Here is a 24,297-nt window from a genome sequence, read left to right on the forward strand (position 1 = left end):
CATCCCTCTCAAAGATATACAAACTATTACAGATTAGTACTTCACCATATACAGTGTAATTTCATCACGATTGTGGAACAGCTGCTTGGCACGTTGAACCTGTAAACGTGCTTCTTCAAACGTATGAATTACTTCCTTGATCAGTGCCAGCGGTTTTTTGTGCATCAGCTTCACGGTAACAATAACCGTACCACCGGGAACTACAGCGTCCAGCAGATCAATCACAAGCCGTGCAGTCAGTTTGGGACTCCAACTCATGTCACAGACGAGCAGATCGAATTCACCTGCGCTTAGCTTCACTTCTGATGCATTGCGCCGAACGACTTTAAGATTCGGATGGTTTTGCAGGGAAGGATGCATTTTGGCAGGATCTACTGCTGTTACCTTGATCCCTCTTTCCAACAAGAACGAAGTCCAGCCTCCCGGAGCTGCACCTACATCCAGCCCAGATCGGAAGCTGGTAAAATCAATACCGAATACTTTTTCTGCTTCCAGTAATTTGAACTTGGCACGGGAAATTTGACCTTCTTCCCGCTGAAAACGCACAGCGCCGCCGTTCCAGTCAGACAGATTATCCTGTGGAAGCGAGATACCTGCATACAGACGATCTGCTGTCCAGAAAACGGACAAAATGAGATCCGGATTCTGTACAGTATACTCGGAATGCCATGAGGACAATCGCTCTTCCAGCATATGACGCAGTTCGGACATATTCTCTTCTACTGCGGCATCGCCTGTCTTGCGCACTTGTACCGACAGGGATATTCCGTATAATTCTTCCCGCTTGAGCAGCAGCTCTGTCAGTGCATCCAGCGGATGTTGTTCGGGCTCCAGCTGCTCCAGTACCAGATCGTAACGTACCGGCTGAATATGACGCAGGAACATGGGTGGTTCTGCTGTCAGACGGGCGACAACGTCTTCTGGTGTTGCAGGAAGTGTCAGCAAAAGCACTTCACCGTGTATCAGAACCGAACTTTTGACTGAGCCAAAAAGACGTTTCAGTTCCTCCTGCGCGTAGGCGGCAAATCCGTGATTGGCCGTACCGATCCAGCGTGATTCCGCCTGTGTGTCCTGCTCCTGCTGTATAATGTTCTCTTCATTCATGAATATTCTTATAGCCTCCAATAGTTTATACAATAACACTCCGTATATGTTCAAGTATACGCTGCACTGATTCCATCCTATAAAGCATACGCGGGCTTTTTACACGCCATGCTTCAAAAACAATCAGACAGGGCACACTTGTAATTTCATAAGCCTGCACAAACCGGGGAGCAAAATTGATATTCAGTGCATAGGTCATATGATCCGGCAGCAGCGGCAGGGAAGTTTCCAGCATACGCCGGCCCATCCTGCAGGTACCGCATAACGGAGTGTATATATAGATGGCAGCAGCCTCTCCCGATTGCGAGGCGAGTTCCAATGCCTGCTGCTCCGTTAATTCCTGAATCATACCGATCACTCCCTGTATTATTCGCTGCGTCCGGCGTCGCGGGCAACCTGTTCGAGCAGTTCTGCCGGCATCGGTCCATTATGAATAGTCACATGCTCTGGCTTCGCCTGATAAAGCAGCTCGTACATTCTTTTTTTGCCATGCATGCTGGATGTGTGAAGATAGATCTCTCTCGCATACAATCCTTCATGAATCATGGCTTTCACTACATCTGTTCCATCCATCTGACCAAAGCCAAGTTCATGGTCGAGCGACAGGATGTTCACTTCGCAATCACGAAGCATCATCAGGCATTCCTCTCCGTCTCTTGCCAGCGCAAATCCGCTGGGACATGGGCGGTAATCATCCATATACAGATTGATCATCAGCCTATTCCTCCCATTATTACTGTTCGAATTGGGATGCCGGACAATAGTAGGTTTTTTTGCCTGCCACTTCGGTTTTGACCACTTTGTCTGTGGCAGATCGAACAGAAGGTTCACCTTCGCGTTCATAGACACGGCGCAGCGCATGGAATCCGCCAGTCAGCGCATCATTGGCTGTCAGCGGCTGTCCTTCCATATGTCCACCCGTCTCAATCGCTTCTTCCAATACGGTGTGTATAGCATCATATAGCTTGGACAATGCTTCGTCGTCCAGATCCTGCACTTTGGCAGAAGGCAGCAGACCTGCCGTAAAAGCAATCTCATCTGCATAGTAGCTTCCAATACCAGCGATCAAAGATTGATTGATCAAAGCGGTCTTTAGGGCACCTCTGCGACTTTTGAACAGAGCAATAAACTGTTCTCTGGTCAGCTTGCGATCGGTTGCTTCCGGTCCCAGGTCTTCAAAATACGCCTGTGTCTCCTTGGCGGAGCAGAAATACATCAGTCCTTGACGCCCAGCTGTATAATACAGCGAAGTTCCGTCCTCAAATTGGAGCTCCACATCCGACTTGCGATCTGCATTCTGCTCGCGAATACCATAGTAGAGCGAGCTTCCAAGCACAATGCTGATCAGCAGGCGATGGCCACTGTGAAGATGAAGGTTCAGATATTTACCACGACGTTCTATAAAGGCAATCCGGTTACCCGCCAACATCAGGTTGACATGATCTGCCTCTATATTTGTAGCTTTTGGACGATGAACGACCATTTTTTCAATAGCGACATTCAGAATATAACCTGTCAGTTGGATTTTATAATTTTCAAGTTCTGGCAATTCAGGCATAGGTGTATCCCTCTCTCTCCAAGTATCATTCCTATATTTCATGACTATACAGATAATGAGTCTATATAATCCCTATAGCTTATCCGGTTGAATCTCTGCCAGTGTATGACAAACCCGATCCGGCTTCACGCCTGTGCGTGTCTGATGACTCGCAAGATTATCCATCGTTGTCACACCGGTTGTCACCAGCACAGTATAACAGCCTGCGGCAGCTCCTGCTGCAATATCTGTCATCATATTGTCTCCTACTACAATCGTATCCGCAGCAGGCAGTCCAAGACGTTCCATCGCATATTTCATCAATATGGAAGAAGGTTTGCCGATAACAACAGGCTCTACACCGGATGCTGCAGAAATTGCTGCGCCCAGTGTACCTGCTCCAGGCAGCAATCCATCATGAGAAGGCAGCTGAAGATCAGGATTCGTCAATACAAAACGTGCTCCCTGTCCAATCAGCCGTAAAGCGCTGGTTAACTTCTCATATGTAAAAGAACGGTCTATTCCCTGAAGTACATAATCCGGCTTTTCCCCGGTAATATGCAACCCTGCTTCAGATACAGCTTCATGCAGCCCTGGCTCACCGATTACATATACGGATGCTGCCGGTGACTCTGCAGCGATATAGGCTGCTGCCGCAAGCGCTGAAGTGCATACACGATCAGCAGAAGCTTCAATGCCAAGATGACGCAGATGCCCGGCCACTCCCTCCGCTGTACGGGAAGAATTGTTTGTTACATATAAATAAGGAACGTTTGCCTCATCCAGACTGCTTATCCACTCCGCTGCACCGGGAATCACCCGATCACCATGATAAAGTGTACCATCCAGATCAATCAGTAATCCTTTGCGATTGCTCATCTTCAAGCCATCCTCTCTATTACTCACAATCCCCATTGTAAAAAAAGTTGCGGCATAAGGCAAACGATTTGCTTACCTTGCCGCAACTTGGGTGGTAGATCAACAGATTAATGCACTGGAAATAGTTTGTGTTCTTCTGCGAGCACTGTGTTGGCAAATATGGCTTTCGCTTCTTCCAACAACGGATGAAGCTGGTCTTCGTCTTTGTAGCGTGAGCTAAAATGAGTCATAATGAGTTCGCCCACATCTGCTGCTTTGGCGGCTTCGGCAGCCTGCACAGCCGTGCTGTGATAATATTTGCGTGCCGTTTCTTTGAGATCGTCACTGAATGTTGCTTCATGTACGAGTAGATTGGCGTCTTGCGCCAGCTTTTCTACATTGGGACAAGGACGGGTATCCCCGAGGATTGTGACGATTTTACCCTTTTTGGGCTGTCCCACTACCTGGTGAGAATGCAGAGTATCTCCGTTTTCCAGCTGTACACTACCACCATTTTTTAATTTTCCGTAAATGGGTCCCGGCTTAATACCGTACTGCTTGAGCAGTTCCTGATTGAGCTGTCCGGGACGATCTTTTTCAATGATCCGGTAGCCGTAGCTATCGATCCGATGCTCCAGCAGAGCCGATTCTACACGGAATGTCTCATCTTCAAAAACAACTCCACCTGTATGCTCTTCAACAATCAGTTCATACTCCATACGCGATTGACTCAATCCAAGTGTCATATCAACAAATTGCTTAATTCCCGGAGGTCCATAGACGATCAGTGGAGTAATTCCGCCCTGATTGGAGCGACTGGACAGCAGCCCAGGCAATCCGAATAAATGATCACCATGCAGATGAGTAATAAAGATTTTCTCGAGTTTGCTCAGTTTGAGCTGAGAGCGAAGAATCTGATGCTGTGTTCCTTCTCCACAATCAAACATCCAAAGCGCTTTGCGCTCTTCATAGAGCCGCAATCCAATTGAAGTCACATTACGCTGCAGGGTGGGTACTCCTGCATTGGTTCCCAGAAAATATAATTCCATACCAAAACAACCTTCTCTCTATATATAGCGTTTCATGATGTTGGCGTATTGTTGCACAGCAAGCCGATTAGCGTCATAATGAGGCCCACAATCCAGGCTTACCGCAGTTTAATAAAAATCCTCCGATAACTTCGGAGGATTGTGCTTGTTATCTCTACCGTCACGGCCCGAAAACCATTCCGGTACCGATCACGGATCTTACATCATTCAAGCTCAACTCTATTATAATACCACGATATGGGCACTTCCAAAAGTCACTAAATCCTACACTGTTCATAGCCTATACAAATTATTCGGCACAAATGCCTGATTTATTCTAATACCCTTATTTAAAAATATAAAATCAAGTTATCATGCTGCTCGGTTGAACATGACTGTATCTTGCTTTATGATCATTAAATATACTTTGAAGTCTGATCCTCATGAATTCTGAATGAAAGTGTCGACAAAGAAAGCATTTTCTTTTATAATACATCATAAAAATGATGAAAGAAGGGTAATCCGATGGCTGAAATCAGAATTAGAAATACCAATGAACGAATTGCTGGAGATGACAACGTCCTGGAGTTTCTGAACAAACATGAAGTTGTATACGAAAAATGGGATGTGTCCAAGATGGCTCCAGAACTGAGTGAGAATTTCACGCTGACTGATGAACAGAAGCAGGCGGTTCTGACTACATTTGATGCCGAAATCAAAGATCTCTCAGCACGTCGTGGTTACCGTACCTGGGATGTCATCACTTTGTCCGAAGCAACACCGGATCTCGAAGCCAAGCTCGCCAAATTCGAGGAGATTCATACCCATACCGAAGACGAGATTCGTGCGATTGTATCCGGCAATGGTATTTTCATCATTAAAAGTCCGGAATATGGTTACTTTGATGTAGAGTTGGAGCCAGGTGATGTAATCTCTGTGCCCGAGAATACACCTCACTTCTTCACACTGGTGGATAATCGCAAAATCGTTGCTGTTCGCTTGTTTGTAGAAACCGACGGCTGGGTAGCACACCCATTCGCAGATTCATCCTTCCAAAAAGCCTAATTGGTTATCATCGCTAGCTTTAATATCATTTACCAAAAGCAGAGATTACAGATACCATAGAAAAATATTCACCAAAATAACCCCCTGTGCACTTAAGCCGCAGGGGGTTGTTTTGTTGTTATACAGTAGATCAGTGAAAGATCAGACCAGTTGAGCAGTGATCCCGTGAAGGTCAGTCAGACGCTCAATCTCGTAATCGGGATGAATCTCGCTATCATTCACCTTGTGATTGCGGTTCACCCAGACAGCTTTGATCCCGGCTGCAAGAGCTCCTTTGATATCTGTAGTCAGCTTGTCTCCTACCATTAATGCATGTTGGGGCTGTACATCCAGAAGTTCCAGTGCATGATGGAAAATAGCCGGATCAGGCTTTCCTTTACCAAATGCACCAGACACCACAATATGGTCAAAAAATGGAGTCAGCTCGGGTACACCATCCAACTTTTCCTGCTGCAAAGCAGGACATCCATTGGTAAGCAGCAGCAGTTTGACCTTTCCTTGCAGTTCGCCCAGAATCTGCAGCGTCTCTTCATATATATGAGGACGACTGCGACGTTCCTGTACAAACTGCTCGGCAAGCTGGTCAGCCAGCTGCTCATTCTGGATATTCAGCGCACTTAATCCATGTCGCCATGCATCACGGCGGTATATTGGTGCAAGCTGCTGCAACTGACGGAATTCAGGCTGCTCGCCTGCCGAAAACTGCGCCCACAATCCTTCAAATGGATTGATCCCGATCTGTTGAGTAAAAGCAAAAGTCTCATACGATTCATACAGTGCTCTGGCCTCCCGGCGTACAGCTTGTTCCAGAGCGGAGGCATCTACGCCTACCGCTTGCTGTGCCGTTAGACAGGTCTGTTCAAAAGCTTCCTGTATACTGCGTTCATCCCATAATAAGGTGTCGTCCAGGTCGAATAAAACCGCTTTAATACTCAACATCAAATCCCCCTTAGTCTGTATTACAATTTATCTTCAAGAGTAACCTGGTTAGCTGCTGCAAAAGTTCTCAGTTGAACAGCCATTGCATCGGTATCATAGCGATTCAGTGTACGCGCGAATACCCATGCGCCACCTTTACCGCTATGCTCGATTACCACGTAGTTTTTTTGCAGACGGATCTTTTTGATCTGTGCTGCCGTCACCAGACGCTCACGATTGAACTTGGTCGTAATTACGGCATCTCTGCCAACTTTTAGATACGGTCTGCGCAGATACAAGATAACTCCCAGCAGCAGATACATCACTACCGTTACAATAAATAGTACGGTGCTGCCCATAGAAGCAGGATACATCAGCCCCATTGCTCCATAAGCCAGCCCTAACAGTACCAGGGTAGCCGGGAATACGAAGTTTCGGCCTTTGTAAGTAGTATACTCGGAAGCTTTGGTACTCTTGCTACCCACTTCGCTCTGACCAGATTTTTTACGGCGGGCATTGACCTGCTTGGTGTTGCGTTTGACTTGCCTCTCCCAGGAACGGGACATGCGATTTCCCCCTAAATAAAATATAAAAGATGTTTGTTCTATATTCAGATTGATTGAACCGCAATCGATCGCTCCCTGATATACGATTTAACAATCTCAACACGCTTACATTTTGGAAATTATTGAAATGAAAGGGGATGTCCAGCCATGATCAGCTATGACATCCCTGTATGGTTGTTGCATCTTATTATAAATGAAGATCTAACAATACCATCTTATTTGTGTGAACTATCCTGGACAATATGCTGCAGATCAGCGTTTGCCCTGCGTACCGTCTTCAGCATCTTCAACCCATTCAATAGTGTCCAGCTGCTGACGGAAGTTGCGGCGGATATTACCAAGATAGACGGCACGAAGTTCATCCCGCTCGATGGTTTCTTCTGCGGTCAGACCGGTGTCCTTTTTTTTGCGTGCCAATTCATTAATACGTGCAATCAGTACATCGATGTCCATGACTAACCTCCCATTTTTATCTTTATTAACTTTGACATGGAAAAAAAGGCTTGTCAAGGCTATTAGAGCCTGACAAGCCTTTTATATATCAATATAGAAATATCCTATAAATATACTAGTTAATCATACGGGATGACCAGTACATCGCCGCTCTGAATTTGGGAAGAGGCCAGTTGGTTATGGTTACGGATTTCATCCACGTAATCACGAATATCCGTTTCATCCGATTTATATCGGGAAGCAATTGCCCATAGGCTGTCGCCACTTTTGACAATAACATGCTGTTCATTGTCAGGCACCTCATCAGCAATCACCAGATGCTGAAAACCCCCATATAAAACAATAGAAGCAAACAGTACACAAATCAGTAGACGTCCACTGGATTTCCATTTTGATTTCTGTACAGTCATTTCGATCAGATTAAGTGTTTTTTGACGAAGGGATTTTTTAGCGCTTTTGGGCTGTGAAGCCGATTTACGTTGTTGACGGGTATCTTCGATTGGCTCCGAAGCATAGGTCCAGGCATCAACGGTAAGCCCTTTTTCTATTCGTGCAGATGGAATGGATGAAGATGCGATTCGCGCTGTTTTGCGAGTCTCTGATGCAGCAGGTGTATGTTGAGTATCGTTTTTGATGGAAGCGGCGGACTGATCCTGCTGCTCCGGCTGATTGTGTATACTTTTGTATGTACTGTATTTTAACATGAATACCACACCCCAAACGTTTGTTCTTGTTTCTACGTCAATAATATAACACGAACATATGTTTTGATCAACATCTTTTTACGAACTTTCGTTCGCTTTTTTTAAAAGGAAGTGTATGCTGGATACAGCAGTAGATACCGGTACTATTGAATGGCTGGATTAACTGCTTTGCTTCACTTGGGAAATAGTTGCTGGCTTTTAGAACTTATGTTTGTACGAACGGAAGTTCTATGTTATACTTTTTCCAAACGTTACTAGTATTGGGGTTGATACGGCATGTCCAAGATTTCAAGTCGCCAACAGGCAATTCTGGAATTCATCCGGAATGAAGTTAAACTCAAAGGTTACCCGCCGTCCGTCCGTGAGATTGGTGAAGCTGTAGGTTTGGCTTCCAGCTCTACTGTACATGGTCATCTGGATCGTCTGGAGAAAAAAGGATTGATCCGCCGCGACCCTACTAAACCTCGTGCTATCGAGTTGCTGGGTCAGGAAGAAACCGAAAATAATCTGTTGTTCGCGCAGACTGTGTCTCGTGTACCGATTATCGGCAAAGTTACCGCCGGCGTACCGATCACTGCTACTGAACATATCGAGGATTATTTCCCTCTTCCGCAACAATTTACAGGTGACAATCAGATCTTTATGCTTTCCGTTGTCGGAGACAGTATGATTGACGCCGGTATTCATAATGGTGACTTTGTTATTGTTCGTCAACAGCAGACTGCTGATAACGGCGATATCGTAGTTGCCATGACAGAGGAAGACGAAGCCACTGTCAAAACGTTCTACAAAGAAAAAGATCATATTCGTCTGCAGCCGGAGAACCCGATGTACGAGCCTCTTCGTCTGACTCGTGTAACGATCCTCGGTAAAGTAGTAGGTCTGTTCCGCAACCTGCACTAAGCGTTGGGATAGGCAAATTATGCGACTTTGTGCGGTATGATTAATCTTGTTGCAAGTTCATCTTTCTGATGAACTTGCCTATAACACAAAAAAGACTCCTCTCAGGAGTCTTTTTTTGTTGCCATTTATTCTGTTACATCTTGTGCAGTCTGTTCAATTCCAAAATGAACCCTTCCAATAACAAATTAATATTTTTAATCTCAGCAGTATGCTGTAATTCCAGCTTTAATTTTCTTGCTTCAAATACTTCTTTGGCCTTCGTAGTATGGAAAGAATAGGAATGGTACATATCATAGGTCTCGCCTTCGTTAGCTCCATCAATATCAATGCGTTGGTAGATTTCTTCCAATCGTCTGCAAATCTCCAATTCTACTCTTACATCAATAATTTCTCCGCCAGCTACATCGCTTCCACGAAGCGGATTCTCGATCGTGTACAGCTTGCGCAGTTGTTCCTCCAGATTGCTGATATGCATCTCACAAATAGTAACCAGACGCTTCCTGACTTCCTTGTCCATTGAAATGCCTCCTTTGTTTGTCCGACTGATGCTGCAGTAAGTGGTCAGTCATTTATTACCCGCACTGACCGCAGAGTTATCTATATCGTTCAAAATAGGGCCGGTCATCTCAAATCGTAATGTTTTATTTCATCTCAGAAATATGTTTATGCAATTATTTGAATACAAATGGATCAGCATCAAAATATAATACTAGATGCACTTATACTAACCTCTCTTGATTTAGATAGAGAGCAGTGTGAATAATAGTGATTATTGAATTACTCACTGTCCCTCTAAGGAAAAATATTATGATCTATTCTCAGCTTATCCGCAATGGCCGCGATAAAAGAGCTATTGGTTGGCTTTGTTTTACTTACATTAATTTCGTAATTGAAAAGATGACTCATATGGCTCATATCTCCCCGGTTCCAGGTCACTTCAATGGCATGGCGGATTGCTCGTTCTACCCGGGCTGGATTGGAGTTGAATTTCTCTGCTATTTGAGGGTACAACACTTTGGTTACTGATCCGAGTATATCAATATTGTGATATACTTCTGCAATAGCTTCCCTGACATACTGGTAACCTTTAATATGCGGAGGTACACCGATTTCATTCAATATTCTGGTAATAGATGCCTCCAAACGCTGTTCTTTGCTGACATTAGTCACTGCCGGTGTAGTTGTAGGACGAGACACCGATACAGCTGATGGTGGCCGCATTGCTCTCTCACTTGCCGGTACATCTGCCAGCTGTCTAATCCGGCTCCCTAATACCTGAAGATCAAAAGGTTTAAGCATAAAATAAGAGGCTCCCAGCTCCAATGCCCTCTGAGTTATCTGCTCCTGTCCAAATGCGGTAAGCATAATCACTTTGGGCTTGGGGATGATATGCATATCCGGAAGCCTCTCCAATACACCTAATCCATCCAGATGTGGCATAATGATATCCAGTAACACAACATCCGGTGGTTCCGTTAGATCTTCAATCAATTGCAAGGTCTGCTCCCCGTTGTAAGTCATTCCTGCAAGAAGCATATCCTCCTGATTCGAAATATAGTCTGACAGCATTTGCGTAAATTCCCTGTTATCATCTGCAACCAGTACATTGATCATATCTAATACCCTCCTTTTGTATAGTAAAGAATATATAGGAATTGATATATGTAATAAATTGGTATTTAAGGTATTAACACCATTATATAATTTTACCCTCTATAATTTTTAATTTAAAGAAATTTCAAGAATTACTTTATTATAATTTCCTCTTTTTCTTATATATATTTTCCCTGCAATATTGTTTGGTTCTTTTTTATAATTGGCTATATTAAAAAACGATGCTTTTATAGGCATCGTCTTTATGGAGCTTATTGATTTGTAAACTGACAGATGACCTCATTTCCCTATACGGAAATGAACTATTGTCTGAATACACTTTATTTTATAAAAAAAGCCCTGGCTGCCGGAAAATCGGCAGTACCAGAGCTTTCAAAAATTAATACAGTGTCATGTATTGGTCGCGTTCCCATTGGTGAACTTGTGTCCGATACATATCCCATTCGATCTCTTTCAGCTCATAGAAGTGAGCCGTTGCATGCTCTCCAAGTGCAGTAACAACTACATCATCACGCAGCAATTCATGCAGAGCTTCTTTCAGATCGCCTGGCAGACTTGGAATTCCCTCATCGATACGCTCATCTTCGGTCATTATGTAGATGTTACGATCGATTGGTTTTGGTAGATTCAGTTGACGGTCAATACCATCCAGACCGGCTCTTAGCATAACAGCCAGCGCCAGATACGGATTGGCTGTAGGATCCGGGTTACGAACCTCGATACGTGTACTCAGACCACGGGAAGCCGGGATACGAACCATTGGGCTGCGGTTACTTGCAGACCATGCTACATATACAGGTGCTTCATAACCAGGCACCAGACGTTTGTAAGAGTTTACTGTCGGGTTGGTTACTGCTGCCATAGAACGTGCATGACGCAGGATACCTGCCATATAATGACGTGCTACCTGGCTCAGACCCAATTCATCGGATTCGTCATAGAATGCATTACTACCGTCCTGGAACAAGGATTGGTGACAGTGCATACCCGATCCGTTCATACCGAACAATGGTTTTGGCATAAATGTCGCATGCAGACCATGCTGGCGAGCGATTGTGCGAACAACCAGTTTAAATGTCTGAATCTGGTCAGCTGCCTGCAGTGCGTTCGCATATTTGAAGTCGATTTCGTGCTGTCCCGGAGCTACTTCATGGTGGGAAGCTTCGATTTCAAAGCCCATTTCTTCCAGCGTAATAACGATCTCGCGACGACAGTTCTCGCCCAAATCGGTTGGCGCCAGATCGAAGTAACCGCCCTGATCGTTCAACTCTTCGGTTGGATTACCATTGGCATCTGTACGGAACAGGAAGAATTCCGGCTCTGGCCCAACCATCATTTCGGTAAAGCCCATCGCTTCCGCTTCTCTCAGGTTACGCTTCAGAACACCACGCGGATCACCAGCGAACGGTGTACCGTCTGGCATATAGACGTCACAAATCAAACGTGCTACCCGGTTCTCTGTTACCCACGGGAAAATAACCCATGTGTCCAGATCCGGATACAGATACATATCGGATTCCTCGATACGTACATATCCTTCAATAGAGGAACCATCAAACATCATTTTGTTATCCAGTGCTTTGGTCAACTGGCTCAAAGGAATTTCGACGTTCTTGATCGTACCCAGCAAGTCAGTAAATTGCAGGCGGATAAATCGTACGTTTTCTTCCTTGGCAATACGCAAAATATCGTCTTTTGTATAACTCACGTTACCCTCTCCTCTGTGCTCTTTTTATTTTTTATTGAAGAACCGGGATAATTCCCCTTGGATCAGTGATACCTGTCCAGGACGTTTGCCTGTGACAAGCTGCTGTTTAAGCATACGATGAAGTTGCGAATCTGACAATTCCCTGCGGCGCTCTTCCGTATCTGCCGTGATCACTGTAGCCTCCTCCGATTCCTTGGATACCGGATTCATCACTTGCTTGATCCCTGCAATATTTACCCCTTTTTCGATCAAAGCCTTAATTTCCAGCAGACGTTCTACATCATTAAAAGAAAACAAACGCTGATTCCCTGATGTACGTGCTGGTACAATCAGATTATGCTGTTCATAATAACGGATCTGCCGTGCTGACAGATCTGTCAGCTTCATTACGATCCCGATAGGGAACAGCGCCATATTTCTCCGAATTTCATCACCCATATATTCATCAACCTTCCAATTCACTTTTAAGTTATCTGTATCCTATTGTACATATCCTGATATCAAGCGTCAATAACATGTTAAGTTTACTCACAATAATTTTATGTTCAGTTAACATGAAATTAATAAACCTCGAAATTTGTGTTATTTATAGCGTTATTCTTATATGGTCTATGGATATTTCGTGACACATTTTCTCTACTCAACAGTTCATACTTTGTAATTTACTGATGATATTGTTCAAAACGAAGATATAACGATTTTTGTCTATCCATTTGATCAGATCATTCATTTATCTTAATTTTATCCAAATCTGGCGAGATCAATATATTCCGTTTAAGAAGAAAGCTCGTAGAGAAAAGATTCAACAAAAATTATAATAATTTACGTTCCAGCATCGTCTGTAAAGCCATTAGTACCCCCAGCTTCACATGAGAAAAAGTTAAGCCGCCCTGCATATAACCAATATAGGGTTCACGAATTGGTGCATCTGCAGACAACTCCAAACTTCCTCCCTGGATAAATGTACCTGCAGCCATAATAACAGGATGCTCATAGCCCGGCATATCCCATGGCTCCGGCACCACATGACTATCTACCGCTGCTGCTCGCTGAATCCCTTGTACAAACGCGATCAGCTGCTGCTCATCCTTAAACGATACTGCCTGAATCAAATCGGTACGCGGTTCGTTCCAGCCGGGCTTGCTGTTAAATCCGGCTACTTCGAACATCGCTGCAGCGTAGATACTGCCTTTCAGTGCCTGCCCCACAATAGTAGGTGCCATATATAATCCTTGATAAATACCGCGTGTAGTCCCCAGCATGGCCCCTACTTCACTGCCAATACCTGGAGCCGTCAGCCGATAGGAAGCCAGTTCTACATATTGACGCTTGCCGCAAATATAACCACCGGTCTCGGCAATACCACCACCGGGGTTTTTAATCAGCGAGCCTGCCATTAGATCGACGCCTACTTCTGTCGGTTCGCGTGTCTCTGTGAATTCACCATAACAGTTATCAACGAAAATAATCAGATCTTCGCGGTATTCACGAATTCGGCGTACCATCTCCGCAATATGATCAATAGTAAAGGAAGAGCGCCAATCATATCCACGCGAGCGCTGGATCCCGATTACTCGTGTCTTCTCGTTAATTAGGGAAGACACCTGCTCCCAATCCACCTGTCCATCCTCGGTTAAGGAAGCTTCCTGATAAGTAATCCCAAAGTCAGCCAATGAACCTTTACCATCGCCGGGTTTGCCGATTACTTTGTGCAGTGTATCATAAGGTCGTCCTGTAATATAAAGCAGCTCATCACCGGGACGAAGTACACCGAATAGAGCTGTAGCAATCGTATGTGTGCCCGAAGCAAAATGCGGACGTACCAAAGCAGCTTCACTGCCAAACACTTCAGCGTATACTTCGTCTAGCACTTCTCTTCCACGGTCATTATAAGCGTACCCTGTCGAACCGGCGAAGTGATAATCACTCACGCGATGTTTTTGAAAAGCTTCAATTACTTTCCACTGGTTGGTATCTACAATCTGGTCCATTCCTTTGACAGCTTCACCTATCATCTGTTCAGCTTGTTCGGACCAGTTCATTATCTGTGTATCGAAAACTGCCATTTCTGTCTCTCCCCATAATGATAGCCCGCCCTTATACATATAAGGCGGGCTATCAGTGTATTCATCTTCCATCATTCTACCACAAAGTTATACGATTAGCTAAATTCACACTATATTCTTCCCATTAACACAACGTCTCATGAGAAGTACGCTACAAAATGTAAACTTTCACGCTTCATATTTTACATGGAAAGGTAGAGTGAGGGAAAGTCGCTATTTAAAATGTCGTAATTCTGTCACTTCACTTCATATTCTTGCAGTCGATAACCAAATTTATCATAATCCGTCTGGTTGATCTCCACCGTAAACAGAGCATCATTATCTTCATAATCCTGATGAATGACACTGCTGAACGTATACAGCTGCGAAATCAGGTCCCCCCGCTCTGCTGGAATACGATAAATGCGTGTTCCTCCTGCCAGCTGATCCTGAATAATCGTTTTGACAGCTTCCAGATCCGATTCATTATAGGCACTAATACGCAGATGAGTCTGATCGGCAGGCAGCATCTCCAGCTGTTGGGGAGTACATAGATCAATTTTGTTATACAAAATAACCTGTGGTTTGTTACCGGAACCCAGCTCCTGTAGAATCTCGTCGACCACCTGCATCTGCTCGTCTCTTCGCTCCGCAGAAGCATCGACCACGTGAAGGATCAGATCAGCTTCATTTACTTCTTCCAAAGTGGCCCGAAAAGCAGCAATCAGATCATGCGGCAGATTCTGGATAAATCCAACCGTATCGGTCAGCACAATCTCTTTGCCTCCTGGAAGTTCCAGATTGCGTGAAGTAGGGTCCAATGTCGCAAACAGCTGATCCTGGATATATACATCTGCATCCGTCAGCTGCTTGAGCAGTGTAGACTTCCCAGCATTCGTGTAACCAACCAGCGCAACCTGTACGATTCCCGTTTTTTTACGACGTTCGCGATACAATGTACGGTGACGCATAATTTCTTCGAGTTGACGCTTTAGCTCTGTTACACGAGTACGAATATGACGACGATCAATCTCCAGCTTGCTCTCACCGGGACCACGTGTACCAATACCACCACCCAGACGGGAGAGATTTTTGCCCTGTCCTGATAGACGAGGCAGCAGATAATTATATTGTGCCAACTCTACCTGCAGGATACCTTCACGTGTTTTTGCACGTTGGGCAAAAATATCCAGGATCAGCTGAGTGCGATCAATAATCTTGGCATCCAGCTGCTCTTCCAGATTACGTACCTGCGCACCGGATAATTCCTGATCAAAAATGACGGTATTTGCTTCCAAAGCGTCTACCAGAATGCGTAGTTCTTCTACTTTACCTTTACCAATAAACCAGCGAAAATCGGGTTTTTCCTTATTTTGGGTCAACTGCTCCAATACTTCTACGCCTGCGGTTTCTGCCAGACTGACCAGTTCTTCCATCGAACCTTCCGCATTTACACCATTTCTTTTATCCTGTTGGGTATATAGACTGACCAGTATGGCTCTCGCCTGCTGCTCAGTCTGTGTATCGTGAGTTTCATTTTTCATATTATCCTGCTCCTTGTGATATATAATGGCTCGGGCCTTGCAGCACAGGAATGCTTTCCCTTTGTTCTGCTTTTAGCACCCGCTTCATTGGGCAATGATGTACTTGATGTATATTTACCATTGTTGCTGCAGATGAATCGGTTCCATAGAAGTCATACTATTTGAGGTTATACCTTTATCCGGACAGCCTGTACCATCTTATCTGAGCTGCCGGATATAGGTTGGTGCACTGGTCAATCTAGCGATGATCTCTGTTGAACAGACTCTGACGATGCTTAAGGGATAACGAGAATAATGGAAAAGCATGGGCATCAATTTGTTTGAGCAACTTGCGTGCTGTACGATGAGCAAGCTCATAATCCTGCTCGGTAATTACCCGTCGACGCAGTGCATCGTCCAGCTCATCTTCATCCAACAGGAAAATTTGTCCGTCTTTCATGACAACAATATCCAGATACAGGTCATCAAACCAGGGGACCCCCTGATCGGTCACTCCCTGCGTTTTGCAAATATCGATATACCATTCAATAATCTCCTGCTTGTCATCGAACATGGCAGTGACGACATAATTGGCGTTTTCGGGATAATATTGCATCCACGAATATTCCGCTGCTGCGATACAGAAACGTCGCCCTCCATAAATTTTGTACAGCGGTTCGCGCAGACGACTCATATGGTACAGTGTCACATATCCGGTGAAAATACTATTATTTACGTATCGACGTGTATAGCTGCGCTGAATTACGCGCCGCCAGTTCGCTCTATCTGCAAATTTACGTTTCATGGAAGTGTCCCTTTCCTACAAAGTAACTTCAGAATAGCATATTTGCGCGTATCACTCAAAAAGCCTCCAACCGATAAGATTGGAGGCTTTTGAAATTACGTCTTACTGGGTATCTGCTGGTGCTGTATCTCCCTGGGTATTCGCTGTATCTCCAGTGGCTGCAGCAGGATCGGTAACGCCAGTAGATGGTGTGGTTGTATCGGTAGGAGTTCCCTCGTTGCCCGGCGTAGTCGTCGGATTGGTAGTTCCTCCATTATCGGTTGGTGTCTGAGGTGTGCCGTTCGGCCCACCGTTTCCATTACCGTTGCCGTTGTTTCCATTCCCATTACCGTTACCATTTCCATTATTGTTATTACCATTATTGTTTTCTGTGCCTTCGCCGTTATCGGTTCCTTCTTCACCTGTAGGTGGGGTCGCCGGATTTCCCTCTGGCGGCACTACGCCATCCGGATTATCAACAGGCGGCTCTACAGGTTCCTCCTGTGCTTGATCTACAGTAATCTGTACCGTATCCGAAGCATCCGATTCACCGCCATCAGCAGTGGTTGCTGTTACATAATATTCGTAAGTTGCACCGGGGGTAATACTGCCATCTTGCAGTGATGTCCCTGATGATCCGCTGGATATAGCAGTAAACTTCGATTCCGTGCTCTCCTTACGGTATACGGTATAACCTGAAGCTCCTTCTACACCAGACCAGGAAAGAGCAACTGCCTGATTATCCTGATCATAAGAAGCGGATAGACCTGTTACTACTTTTGGAGTCTCCGGTTCTTCTTCAACCGGTTGTACTGGCTGAACCGGCTCAGTTACTTTCGGTGCATCAAAGTTCTGCACCGGATAACCTTCCAGTGCCGGACCCATAACTGCAGCAAACATTGCTGCTGCCCGCCCACTGCTTTCATTCAGCAGGTGATTGCGGTCCGGTCTGTCATAGCCCATCCATACAGCGGCTGTCCATTCTTTGGTATAGCCCACGAACCAGGCATCACGGTTGGCGCTGCTGCGCAGTCCTTCGATACCATGCTGTGTGGTACCTGTTTTACCGGCTACCGGACGATTGATTTGTGCCCGTTTACCTGTACCATCGGTGACAACGGTTTGCAGCATCGAAGTCATTTCGTCTGCTGTTTGTTTGCTCATGACTTCGCTGGACTCTCCTGCATTTTTGTAGATCTCTTTGCCTGAATTATCCGTAATACTCTTAACGGCATAAGCTTGTGTGTAATTACCACCATCCGCAAAAGTACGATAGGCTTGAGCCATTTCCAGCGTATTCGTACCGCTGCTCAGTCCCCCCAGTGCAATCGCCAGGTTACGATCAGCGTCCGTAAATTTGAAACCAAGTGACTTGGCAAAATTAACGCCGGTATCTACACCTATCTGATTGAGTGTCCATACTGCAGGGATATTAATGGAATCTTCCAGTGCTGCGGCCATAGTGACCGTACCGGAATAACCATGCAAATTGCTCGGGCAATAGCTGCCAAAACACTGCTTTTCATTACTCAGCTGCGATGTCGGTGTGAATTTGCCTGATTCCAGTGCCGGAGCATAAGATACAATCGGCTTGAATGCCGATCCGGGCTGTCTGCGGCTGTTAACACGGCTAAAGTCACCTTCACGGTAATTTCTGCCACCCAGCAGAGCGACCAGACCACCGGTATCGTTATTTACAATAACCATGGATCCTTGTACCGGAACGTCATCTGCACTCTTCTCAAACAAATCTTTGTTTTTGAAAGCATCTTCCAGCGTTTGCTGGGCCTTGGCATCCATCGTGGTGTAGATATTGTATCCACCGCGTGTCAGATCATCCGAAGATAATCCGGTGACATCCTCAGCTTCCTGCATTGCATATTCGACAAAGGCCTGATAATGCGACTCTTTACTCGAACTATTGGCTGGACTCTTATACACTACCGCTTTGGCTTCTTCTGCCTCGGCTTTTGTGATATAGCCCTGATCCGCCATTAGCTGCAGTACAACCGCTCTGCGTTCTGTTGACAAATCCGGATTGGTCAACGGATTGTAACGTGAAGGCGCCTTTGGAAGTCCTGCCAGTGTAGCGATCTGCCACAGCTTCAGCTTATTGAGATCACTTGTACCAAAATACGTCTCGGAGGCTTCTTTGATCCCATAAGCTCCCCGTCCGAAAAAGATACGGTTCAGATAAGTTGTAATAATGTCCTGCTTGGTTTTATCACGCTCAATCGCGAGCGCAATCGAAAGTTCGGTTGCTTTACGGAAAAATGTTTTGTCATCATTCAGGAATACGTTTTTGGCCAGCTGCTGGGTAATGGTACTACCACCCTCTACAGCAGATCGCGCGATGACGTCTTTAACTGCGGCACGTCCGACCGACCACAAGTCTACCCCCTGGTGATCAAAAAAGCGCCTGTCCTCGGTAGCTACAAAAGCATTAACCAGCATTGGAGGCAAGTCTTCATACTTGACCGGATCACCTTGACGTGCAGAACGTTCGAGGATCAGCGTACCGTTGCGATCATAAATTTTGGTTGGTTCGTTGATCACAAGTTTATCGATATTTGCTTTGTAGATTTTTTCCCCGCTTACCATGATGAACAGATAGGCGGCCAGTGCACAAAAAACACCCAAAGCTGTTACACCGAACAACGTCCAGAACACGCGCTTGGCTGTTATTTTTTTCTTTTTTGTTTTGGGCGCGGGCTTGGATTGTCCCGGTCTTGTTCTTTTAGGTGGTTGATTTTTGTCACTGCGGGATAGATTCTGTCTAGGCATATCTTATTCTGACTCCCTTTCGGTAAAACAAATTGAACCCCTTTAACGGAAAGAAAAGAACAACCCTTTTGGAGAGGTTGTCCGTTTCTTTCTCTTCATTAAGACGCTATATGAAGCGTAAAGGTTTCGTTTTTTGCATCAGCCTTCGCTCTGGTTATCCTGCATAAGGGATACGTTGCGCGATGGTGTGAAGGTGGAAACCGCATGTTTGTAGATCATTTGCTGGCGTCCTTCACTATCTACCATAATGGTAAAGTTGTCAAAAGCCTTGATTGTACCACGGATTTGAAAACCATTTACCAGATACACAGTTACCGGAATATTTTCCTTGCGCAGTTGATTTAAAAAAGTATCCTGGATATTAATCGACTTGTTCATTGACCGTACCCCCAAATGATTATTAATTCAGCATTAGCAAATGCTCAATTGTAATACGAATATGATACCTGGCTAAGCTGAATGTCAAATTAAGTTGTTGAAGTATATTCCCTGTCTCTGTATAAATTTCCTGCTACGATGTCATATACTTTGTCGATATGCTGTTCGCTATGATTCGTATCCGACACATCCACCCAGTGAATATCCTGCATATGACGGAACCAGGACAGCTGGCGCTTTGCAAAACGGCGCGTATCGCGCTTGAGGAGTACGACAGCCTCCTGCAGCGGTACACCGCCTGACAGATGCGCAGCAATCTCTTTGTATCCCAGTCCCTGCATGGCTACCATACCGGGAGTATATCCCTGATCAAGCAGATGCTGTACTTCTTCCAGCAGGCCTTCTTCCAGCATTTGATCAATCCGCGCTTCAATACGTTTATATAGCATTTCCCTATCCATTGTCAAACCGACGATACATAACTGGTAGGGAGACTGCTTCATTTGCCGGGATAACTGGTCCGAAAGTTTCACTCCAGTCATATGATACACTTCCAGCGCCCGTATAATACGTCTCTGGTCATTGGGATGGAGTCGGGTAGCAGATTCCGGATCAACCGCTGCCAGACGGTCATGCAGCGCCTGGGCACCATTCTGAAGCGCATAATCAGTCTGTTCCTGACGGAACGCTTCATCTGCTCCATTCTCGCTAAACTGGAACTCGTAGCTGACAGATTCTACATATAGACCGGTACCTCCAACGATAAAAGGCAGCTTGCCCCGGGAAGCAATATCCGGAATCAACGCTCTGCAGCGCTGCTGGAATTCAGCCACAGAGAATGGCTCATCCGGCGAATGGATATCGATCAGATGATGGGGAATACCATTCATTTCTTCAGGCCTGATTTTGGCCGTACCGATATTCATACCACGGTATACCTGCATAGAATCACCGGAGATAATTTCCGCGCCAAATCTTCTGGCAATCTCAATGCTGATCGCTGTTTTCCCTACAGCTGTAGGGCCGACCAGAACGAGTAATTTCGGCTTTTCTACTGCCGGATTCATAGATAAATCACTCCGTATTCAATTTTGGAATTTTTGCGCCGAATGCGTTCAAAACCAAGACGCTCGTATTCGGGACTATCCCATTTTTCCTTAAGCATAACGGTTTTGCGGGCTACACGCACAGCATGGCGGATTGATTCGGGATCCAGCGCATGGTCGTTGGCAAATCCACGTAGCGGAGCTATAGCGGCAGATTCATGCAATGCTTCACGAAACATGGGATCAAAATAGACAATATCTACACTCTTATCCGGCAACTGGCTTAAATAGGTCTTATGGTCCTGCTGTACTACCTGAATACGCCGCATTGCCGCATTAACCGGCTCCAGATTGCTTGCATAAATACGCAACCCTTCTTTTAACAACGCCGCCAGCGGAGCAGAACTTTCCAGGGCGGTAACCTGCCCTTCCGGCCCGGCTGCCAGTGAAAAGACAAGTGAATCCGATCCCAGGCCGGCTGTACAATCCAGTACGCTATCTCCTGGTTGTAGACGCGAAAGTGTTATCATCGGATCTTCATCATTACGCAGCAAACGTTTGGCTCGTACAAAAGCCATACTGGGATGGAAAAACATCGCAGACTCGCCCGGACGGACCAGTCTCGCTTCATTTTCGACCAGTACAATAACGTCTCGGTCTCCGTGACGGGCAGCCAGCTTGGCGATCGACTGACCCTGCCTCGGAACAAAAGATACAGCGAATTCTGCTGCCAGCTGCTGTGCACGCTGCAGGGTAGCCGGTGAAGCATCATCGCCTGTTGTAATTATCATTGCTCATTCTCCATTCTTCTTTACACTTCGCTTACATGACCCGTTTGAACATCTTTTCCAGATCATAACTGGAGAAAGATACCACAATCGGACGTCCATGTGGGCAGGTATATGGTTGTCTGCATGCAGCCAGACGATCCAGCAATGCCTGCGCTTCTGCCTCGGTAATTCGCTGGTTGGCCTTGATGGATGCTTTGCATGAACATAGCGTAGATGCCTGTTCTCGCAGCTGGGCAAGATCAATCTTGCGCTCGCTCAGTACCCATTCTGCCATTTCTTCAATAACACGGGCTTCTTCTCCTTTGGGAAACCAATAAGGATAAGCACGCACCCGGAAGGTCTGACCGCCAAAATGCTCCAGGTATACACCCACTCGTTCAAACCAGTGCAGACGATCTTTGAGCTTGTCTGCTTCGGCACGCGTAAACTCCAGCGTAATCGGCAGCAGAAGCTCCTGGGATGCTGACTCCGGCTGACCAAACTTCTCATAGTAATATTCATAATTGACCCGTTCATGGGCAGCATGCTGATCGATTAGAAAAAGTCCTTCTGCATTCTGTGCAATCAGATACGTACCATGATGCTGACCGATTAGATTCATTTCCGGAAATTGAGGCAGTCCAGGATCTTCAGCCGTACCATAAATCATCTCTGCCGGAATACTGCGATTTGCTCCGCTGACCCGTTGTGGTGGTCGAGATGATGCTTTGGAAGCTGCACGATTATACTCACGAGCATACGAAGGTTCTTTAACCTGCTGCGCATCTGTATAAGACGGCTGCAGATGAGCCGAAGCATTCGGGAAAGCAGATGCTGACTGACCGGCAGAAGATCCGTTATTTTCATAAACAGGAAGATCGACTTGCGCAGCCTTAAGCGAACCTGAATCCGCCTTAGCAGATTTTTGCGAATCTGTGCCAACAGAGTCTTTTATCTTACTATCTGTATGACCAGAAGTCGGTTGCGAACTCTCTGTGGGATTCGTTTGCTGCTTGATTGGATCCTGTATTTCTTGCTTGGCAGATACGTTCAAACCTCTTGTTGCCTGCTCAGAATCTTTTTCGGATATCAGAGAATCGGTACGAGACCATCCTGCAGGATTAACTGCCTGAGATGTTCCTGTTGTAGGTTGGGATTGCTCGATGTTTGCGCCTTGAGTTGGAGACTGATCCTGATAACGATTCTCTGGTAGATCCATATTGTTCTGTAATTCAGGACCTGGTATATCCTGATCCGCAAAAGGAGGCATATAAGGAGCATCCAAATCGCCCAGTTCTGTCTGAATAATGGGCAGAGAGTCGCGGGGAATGAATAAAGTTGCTCCCGCTTGTTGGTCCGGCTCTATCGGATTGCTCTCCGGCTGTCCAGCCGTTGTACGATTAAAATTAAACTGCTCCTGAATAATCGACTCGCTACTGCCTCTCTTGATCGTCTGCTTGGTCGCATGAGGAATTAGTATTTCCCGGCGTAGCGTCTGGCGCACAGATTCTTCCACAAACATCATCAATTCAGCTTCCTTACTGAACCGCACTTCCATTTTGGCCGGATGCACATTCACATCGACAAGTGATGGATGCATCGTCAGGCGCAGTACAGTAAGCGGATAACGATTAATCGGCAGCAGTGTGTGATAGGCCCTCAGAATAGCCTGGTTGACCGTATAACTCTTGATATAACGGCCATTGACAATGACTGACATGGCATTACGGTTGGCCCTTGCTATCTCCGGTCGGCCGATATATCCGCTAATATGATAATCCAGATGATCCTGCTCAATCGGCAGCACCATTTTGGCAGCTGATGTACCATAGACTGCAGCAATTACCTGCAGCATATCGCCATTACCCGGCGTCTGCAGCAGTAGGTTGCCATTATGACGCAGGGTAAAAGCAATCTCCGGATGAGCAAGCGACATCCGGTACATAATATCCGAGATATGTCCAAGCTCCGTCTGGACGGTTTTCATATATTTCAGCCGTGCCGGCGTATTATAAAATAACGAGTTAACCCGAAAATCGGTTCCGCGCGGCGCAGCATCATCTTCATTGCTTTTCAGTGTGCCGCCTTCAATAATCAGACGTCTGCCTGCTCCGTCGTCAGTAGCACTGGTCAGCAGATCTACTTTGGAGACCGCTGCAATACTCGGCAGCGCTTCGCCGCGAAAGCCCAGACTTGTAATCTGGTACAGATCCCGATCATCTACGAGTTTGCTTGTCGCATGACGGTAAAAAGCCGTCTCGCAATCATCAGCAGCAATCCCTTGCCCATTGTCATGTACTCGTATCGATTCCAATCCGCCTTCACCGATATGGACATCAATACGAGTAGAACGCGCATCTATCGCATTCTCGACGAGTTCCTTGACTACAGAGGCAGGCCGCTCTACCACTTCACCAGCTGCAATCTGATTGGCAATATGTTCATCCAGCACACGAATCTGACCCATGACTTTTCCTCCTCCCGGCTATCTGGATGTTGTATTCACTAT

At 45.8% G+C, this 24,297-nt stretch carries 24 protein-coding genes; 2 read left to right on the forward strand and 22 right to left on the reverse strand.

The window, feature by feature from the left end; genetic code table 11:
• Positions 1-33: 33 nt before the first annotated feature.
• The 6 genes from H065_RS0107635 to rnz form a co-directional block, all read right to left on the reverse strand.
• Positions 34-1,104 (reverse strand): SAM-dependent methyltransferase, encoded by a 1,071-nt coding sequence (locus H065_RS0107635; protein ID WP_017812444.1) that lies wholly within the window; start codon positions 1,102-1,104, stop codon positions 34-36.
• 25 nt (positions 1,105-1,129) lie between these two features.
• Entirely contained in the window at positions 1,130-1,453 is a 324-nt protein-coding gene (locus H065_RS0107640) for a thioredoxin family protein (protein ID WP_017812445.1), read from the reverse strand.
• A gap of 17 nt (positions 1,454-1,470) precedes the next feature.
• Positions 1,471-1,818: a cyclic-phosphate processing receiver domain-containing protein gene (locus H065_RS0107645; protein WP_017812446.1), complete on the reverse strand. Its 348-nt coding sequence runs from the start codon at positions 1,816-1,818 to the stop codon at positions 1,471-1,473.
• A gap of 19 nt (positions 1,819-1,837) precedes the next feature.
• A complete protein-coding gene (locus H065_RS0107650) occupies positions 1,838-2,662 on the reverse strand; it encodes an Fpg/Nei family DNA glycosylase (protein WP_017812447.1) in 825 nt (274 codons plus the stop codon).
• Between the two features lie 72 nt (positions 2,663-2,734).
• On the reverse strand, positions 2,735-3,520 hold the full coding sequence (gene nucF, locus H065_RS0107655) for a 5' nucleotidase NucF (protein ID WP_017812448.1): 786 nt from the start codon (positions 3,518-3,520) through the stop codon (positions 2,735-2,737).
• A 107-nt stretch (positions 3,521-3,627) separates the two neighbouring features.
• A complete protein-coding gene (rnz, locus tag H065_RS0107660; protein WP_017812449.1) occupies positions 3,628-4,548 on the reverse strand; it encodes a ribonuclease Z in 921 nt (306 codons plus the stop codon).
• A 504-nt stretch (positions 4,549-5,052) separates the two neighbouring features.
• On the opposite strand from rnz, the gene mtnD reads away from it, so the two are divergent.
• Positions 5,053-5,592 carry an acireductone dioxygenase gene (mtnD, locus tag H065_RS0107665; RefSeq protein WP_017812450.1) on the forward strand — a complete coding sequence of 180 codons (540 nt, stop codon included), beginning with the start codon at positions 5,053-5,055 and terminating at the stop codon, positions 5,590-5,592.
• A 141-nt stretch (positions 5,593-5,733) separates the two neighbouring features.
• On the opposite strand, the gene H065_RS0107670 is transcribed toward mtnD, so the two are convergent.
• From H065_RS0107670 to H065_RS27610, 4 genes are all read right to left on the reverse strand, one after another.
• Positions 5,734-6,531, reverse strand: a complete 798-nt coding sequence (locus H065_RS0107670; protein ID WP_017812451.1) for an HAD family hydrolase — start codon at positions 6,529-6,531, stop codon at positions 5,734-5,736.
• Positions 6,532-6,551: 20 nt separating this feature from the next.
• On the reverse strand, positions 6,552-7,076 hold the full coding sequence (locus H065_RS0107675; RefSeq protein ID WP_017812452.1) for a hypothetical protein: 525 nt from the start codon (positions 7,074-7,076) through the stop codon (positions 6,552-6,554).
• 252 nt (positions 7,077-7,328) lie between these two features.
• On the reverse strand, positions 7,329-7,529 hold the full coding sequence (locus H065_RS0107680; RefSeq protein WP_017812453.1) for a DUF896 domain-containing protein: 201 nt from the start codon (positions 7,527-7,529) through the stop codon (positions 7,329-7,331).
• Between the two features lie 119 nt (positions 7,530-7,648).
• Complete coding sequence (locus H065_RS27610; protein WP_017812454.1) at positions 7,649-8,233, reverse strand: LysM peptidoglycan-binding domain-containing protein; 585 nt, start codon at positions 8,231-8,233, stop codon at positions 7,649-7,651.
• Between the two features lie 276 nt (positions 8,234-8,509).
• Here H065_RS27610 and lexA point away from each other — a divergent pair, with 276 nt between their 5' ends.
• Positions 8,510-9,136 (forward strand): transcriptional repressor LexA, encoded by a 627-nt coding sequence (gene lexA / locus H065_RS0107690; RefSeq protein WP_017812455.1) that lies wholly within the window; start codon positions 8,510-8,512, stop codon positions 9,134-9,136.
• A 133-nt stretch (positions 9,137-9,269) separates the two neighbouring features.
• On the opposite strand, the gene H065_RS0107695 is transcribed toward lexA, so the two are convergent.
• The 12 genes from H065_RS0107695 to mutL all read right to left on the reverse strand — a co-directional run bounded on the left by H065_RS0107695 (position 9,270) and on the right by mutL (position 24,255).
• Positions 9,270-9,653, reverse strand: a complete 384-nt coding sequence (locus tag H065_RS0107695; RefSeq protein ID WP_017812456.1) for a hypothetical protein — start codon at positions 9,651-9,653, stop codon at positions 9,270-9,272.
• A gap of 275 nt (positions 9,654-9,928) precedes the next feature.
• Positions 9,929-10,750 (reverse strand): sporulation transcription factor Spo0A, encoded by an 822-nt coding sequence (gene spo0A / locus H065_RS0107700; protein ID WP_017812457.1) that lies wholly within the window; start codon positions 10,748-10,750, stop codon positions 9,929-9,931.
• A 379-nt stretch (positions 10,751-11,129) separates the two neighbouring features.
• Positions 11,130-12,458 carry a type I glutamate--ammonia ligase gene (gene glnA / locus H065_RS0107705; RefSeq protein WP_017812458.1) on the reverse strand — a complete coding sequence of 443 codons (1,329 nt, stop codon included), beginning with the start codon at positions 12,456-12,458 and terminating at the stop codon, positions 11,130-11,132.
• 24 nt (positions 12,459-12,482) lie between these two features.
• A complete protein-coding gene (locus H065_RS0107710; RefSeq protein ID WP_017812459.1) occupies positions 12,483-12,896 on the reverse strand; it encodes a MerR family transcriptional regulator in 414 nt (137 codons plus the stop codon).
• A 374-nt stretch (positions 12,897-13,270) separates the two neighbouring features.
• A complete protein-coding gene (locus tag H065_RS0107715; RefSeq protein WP_017812460.1) occupies positions 13,271-14,524 on the reverse strand; it encodes a methionine gamma-lyase family protein in 1,254 nt (417 codons plus the stop codon).
• Positions 14,525-14,760: 236 nt separating this feature from the next.
• Positions 14,761-16,047 (reverse strand): GTPase HflX, encoded by a 1,287-nt coding sequence (hflX, locus tag H065_RS0107720; protein WP_017812461.1) that lies wholly within the window; start codon positions 16,045-16,047, stop codon positions 14,761-14,763.
• A gap of 238 nt (positions 16,048-16,285) precedes the next feature.
• A complete protein-coding gene (locus H065_RS0107725; protein ID WP_017812462.1) occupies positions 16,286-16,831 on the reverse strand; it encodes a ribonuclease FAU-1 family protein in 546 nt (181 codons plus the stop codon).
• A 102-nt stretch (positions 16,832-16,933) separates the two neighbouring features.
• Positions 16,934-19,594, reverse strand: a complete 2,661-nt coding sequence (locus H065_RS0107730; protein WP_017812463.1) for a PBP1A family penicillin-binding protein — start codon at positions 19,592-19,594, stop codon at positions 16,934-16,936.
• 138 nt (positions 19,595-19,732) lie between these two features.
• A complete protein-coding gene (hfq, locus tag H065_RS0107735; protein ID WP_017812464.1) occupies positions 19,733-19,972 on the reverse strand; it encodes an RNA chaperone Hfq in 240 nt (79 codons plus the stop codon).
• 89 nt (positions 19,973-20,061) lie between these two features.
• Complete coding sequence (gene miaA, locus H065_RS0107740; RefSeq protein ID WP_017812465.1) at positions 20,062-21,039, reverse strand: tRNA (adenosine(37)-N6)-dimethylallyltransferase MiaA; 978 nt, start codon at positions 21,037-21,039, stop codon at positions 20,062-20,064.
• On the reverse strand, positions 21,036-21,809 hold the full coding sequence (locus tag H065_RS0107745; protein ID WP_017812466.1) for a class I SAM-dependent methyltransferase: 774 nt from the start codon (positions 21,807-21,809) through the stop codon (positions 21,036-21,038). Before H065_RS0107745 ends, miaA begins: the two co-directional genes overlap by 4 nt.
• 31 nt (positions 21,810-21,840) lie before the next feature.
• Complete coding sequence (gene mutL, locus H065_RS0107750; protein ID WP_017812467.1) at positions 21,841-24,255, reverse strand: DNA mismatch repair endonuclease MutL; 2,415 nt, start codon at positions 24,253-24,255, stop codon at positions 21,841-21,843.
• Positions 24,256-24,297 lie beyond the last annotated feature (42 nt).

Origin of the sequence: Paenibacillus shenyangensis (assembly GCF_000346635.1) — a bacterium.
Lineage (GTDB): Bacteria > Bacillota > Bacilli > Paenibacillales > Paenibacillaceae > Saccharibacillus > Saccharibacillus dauci.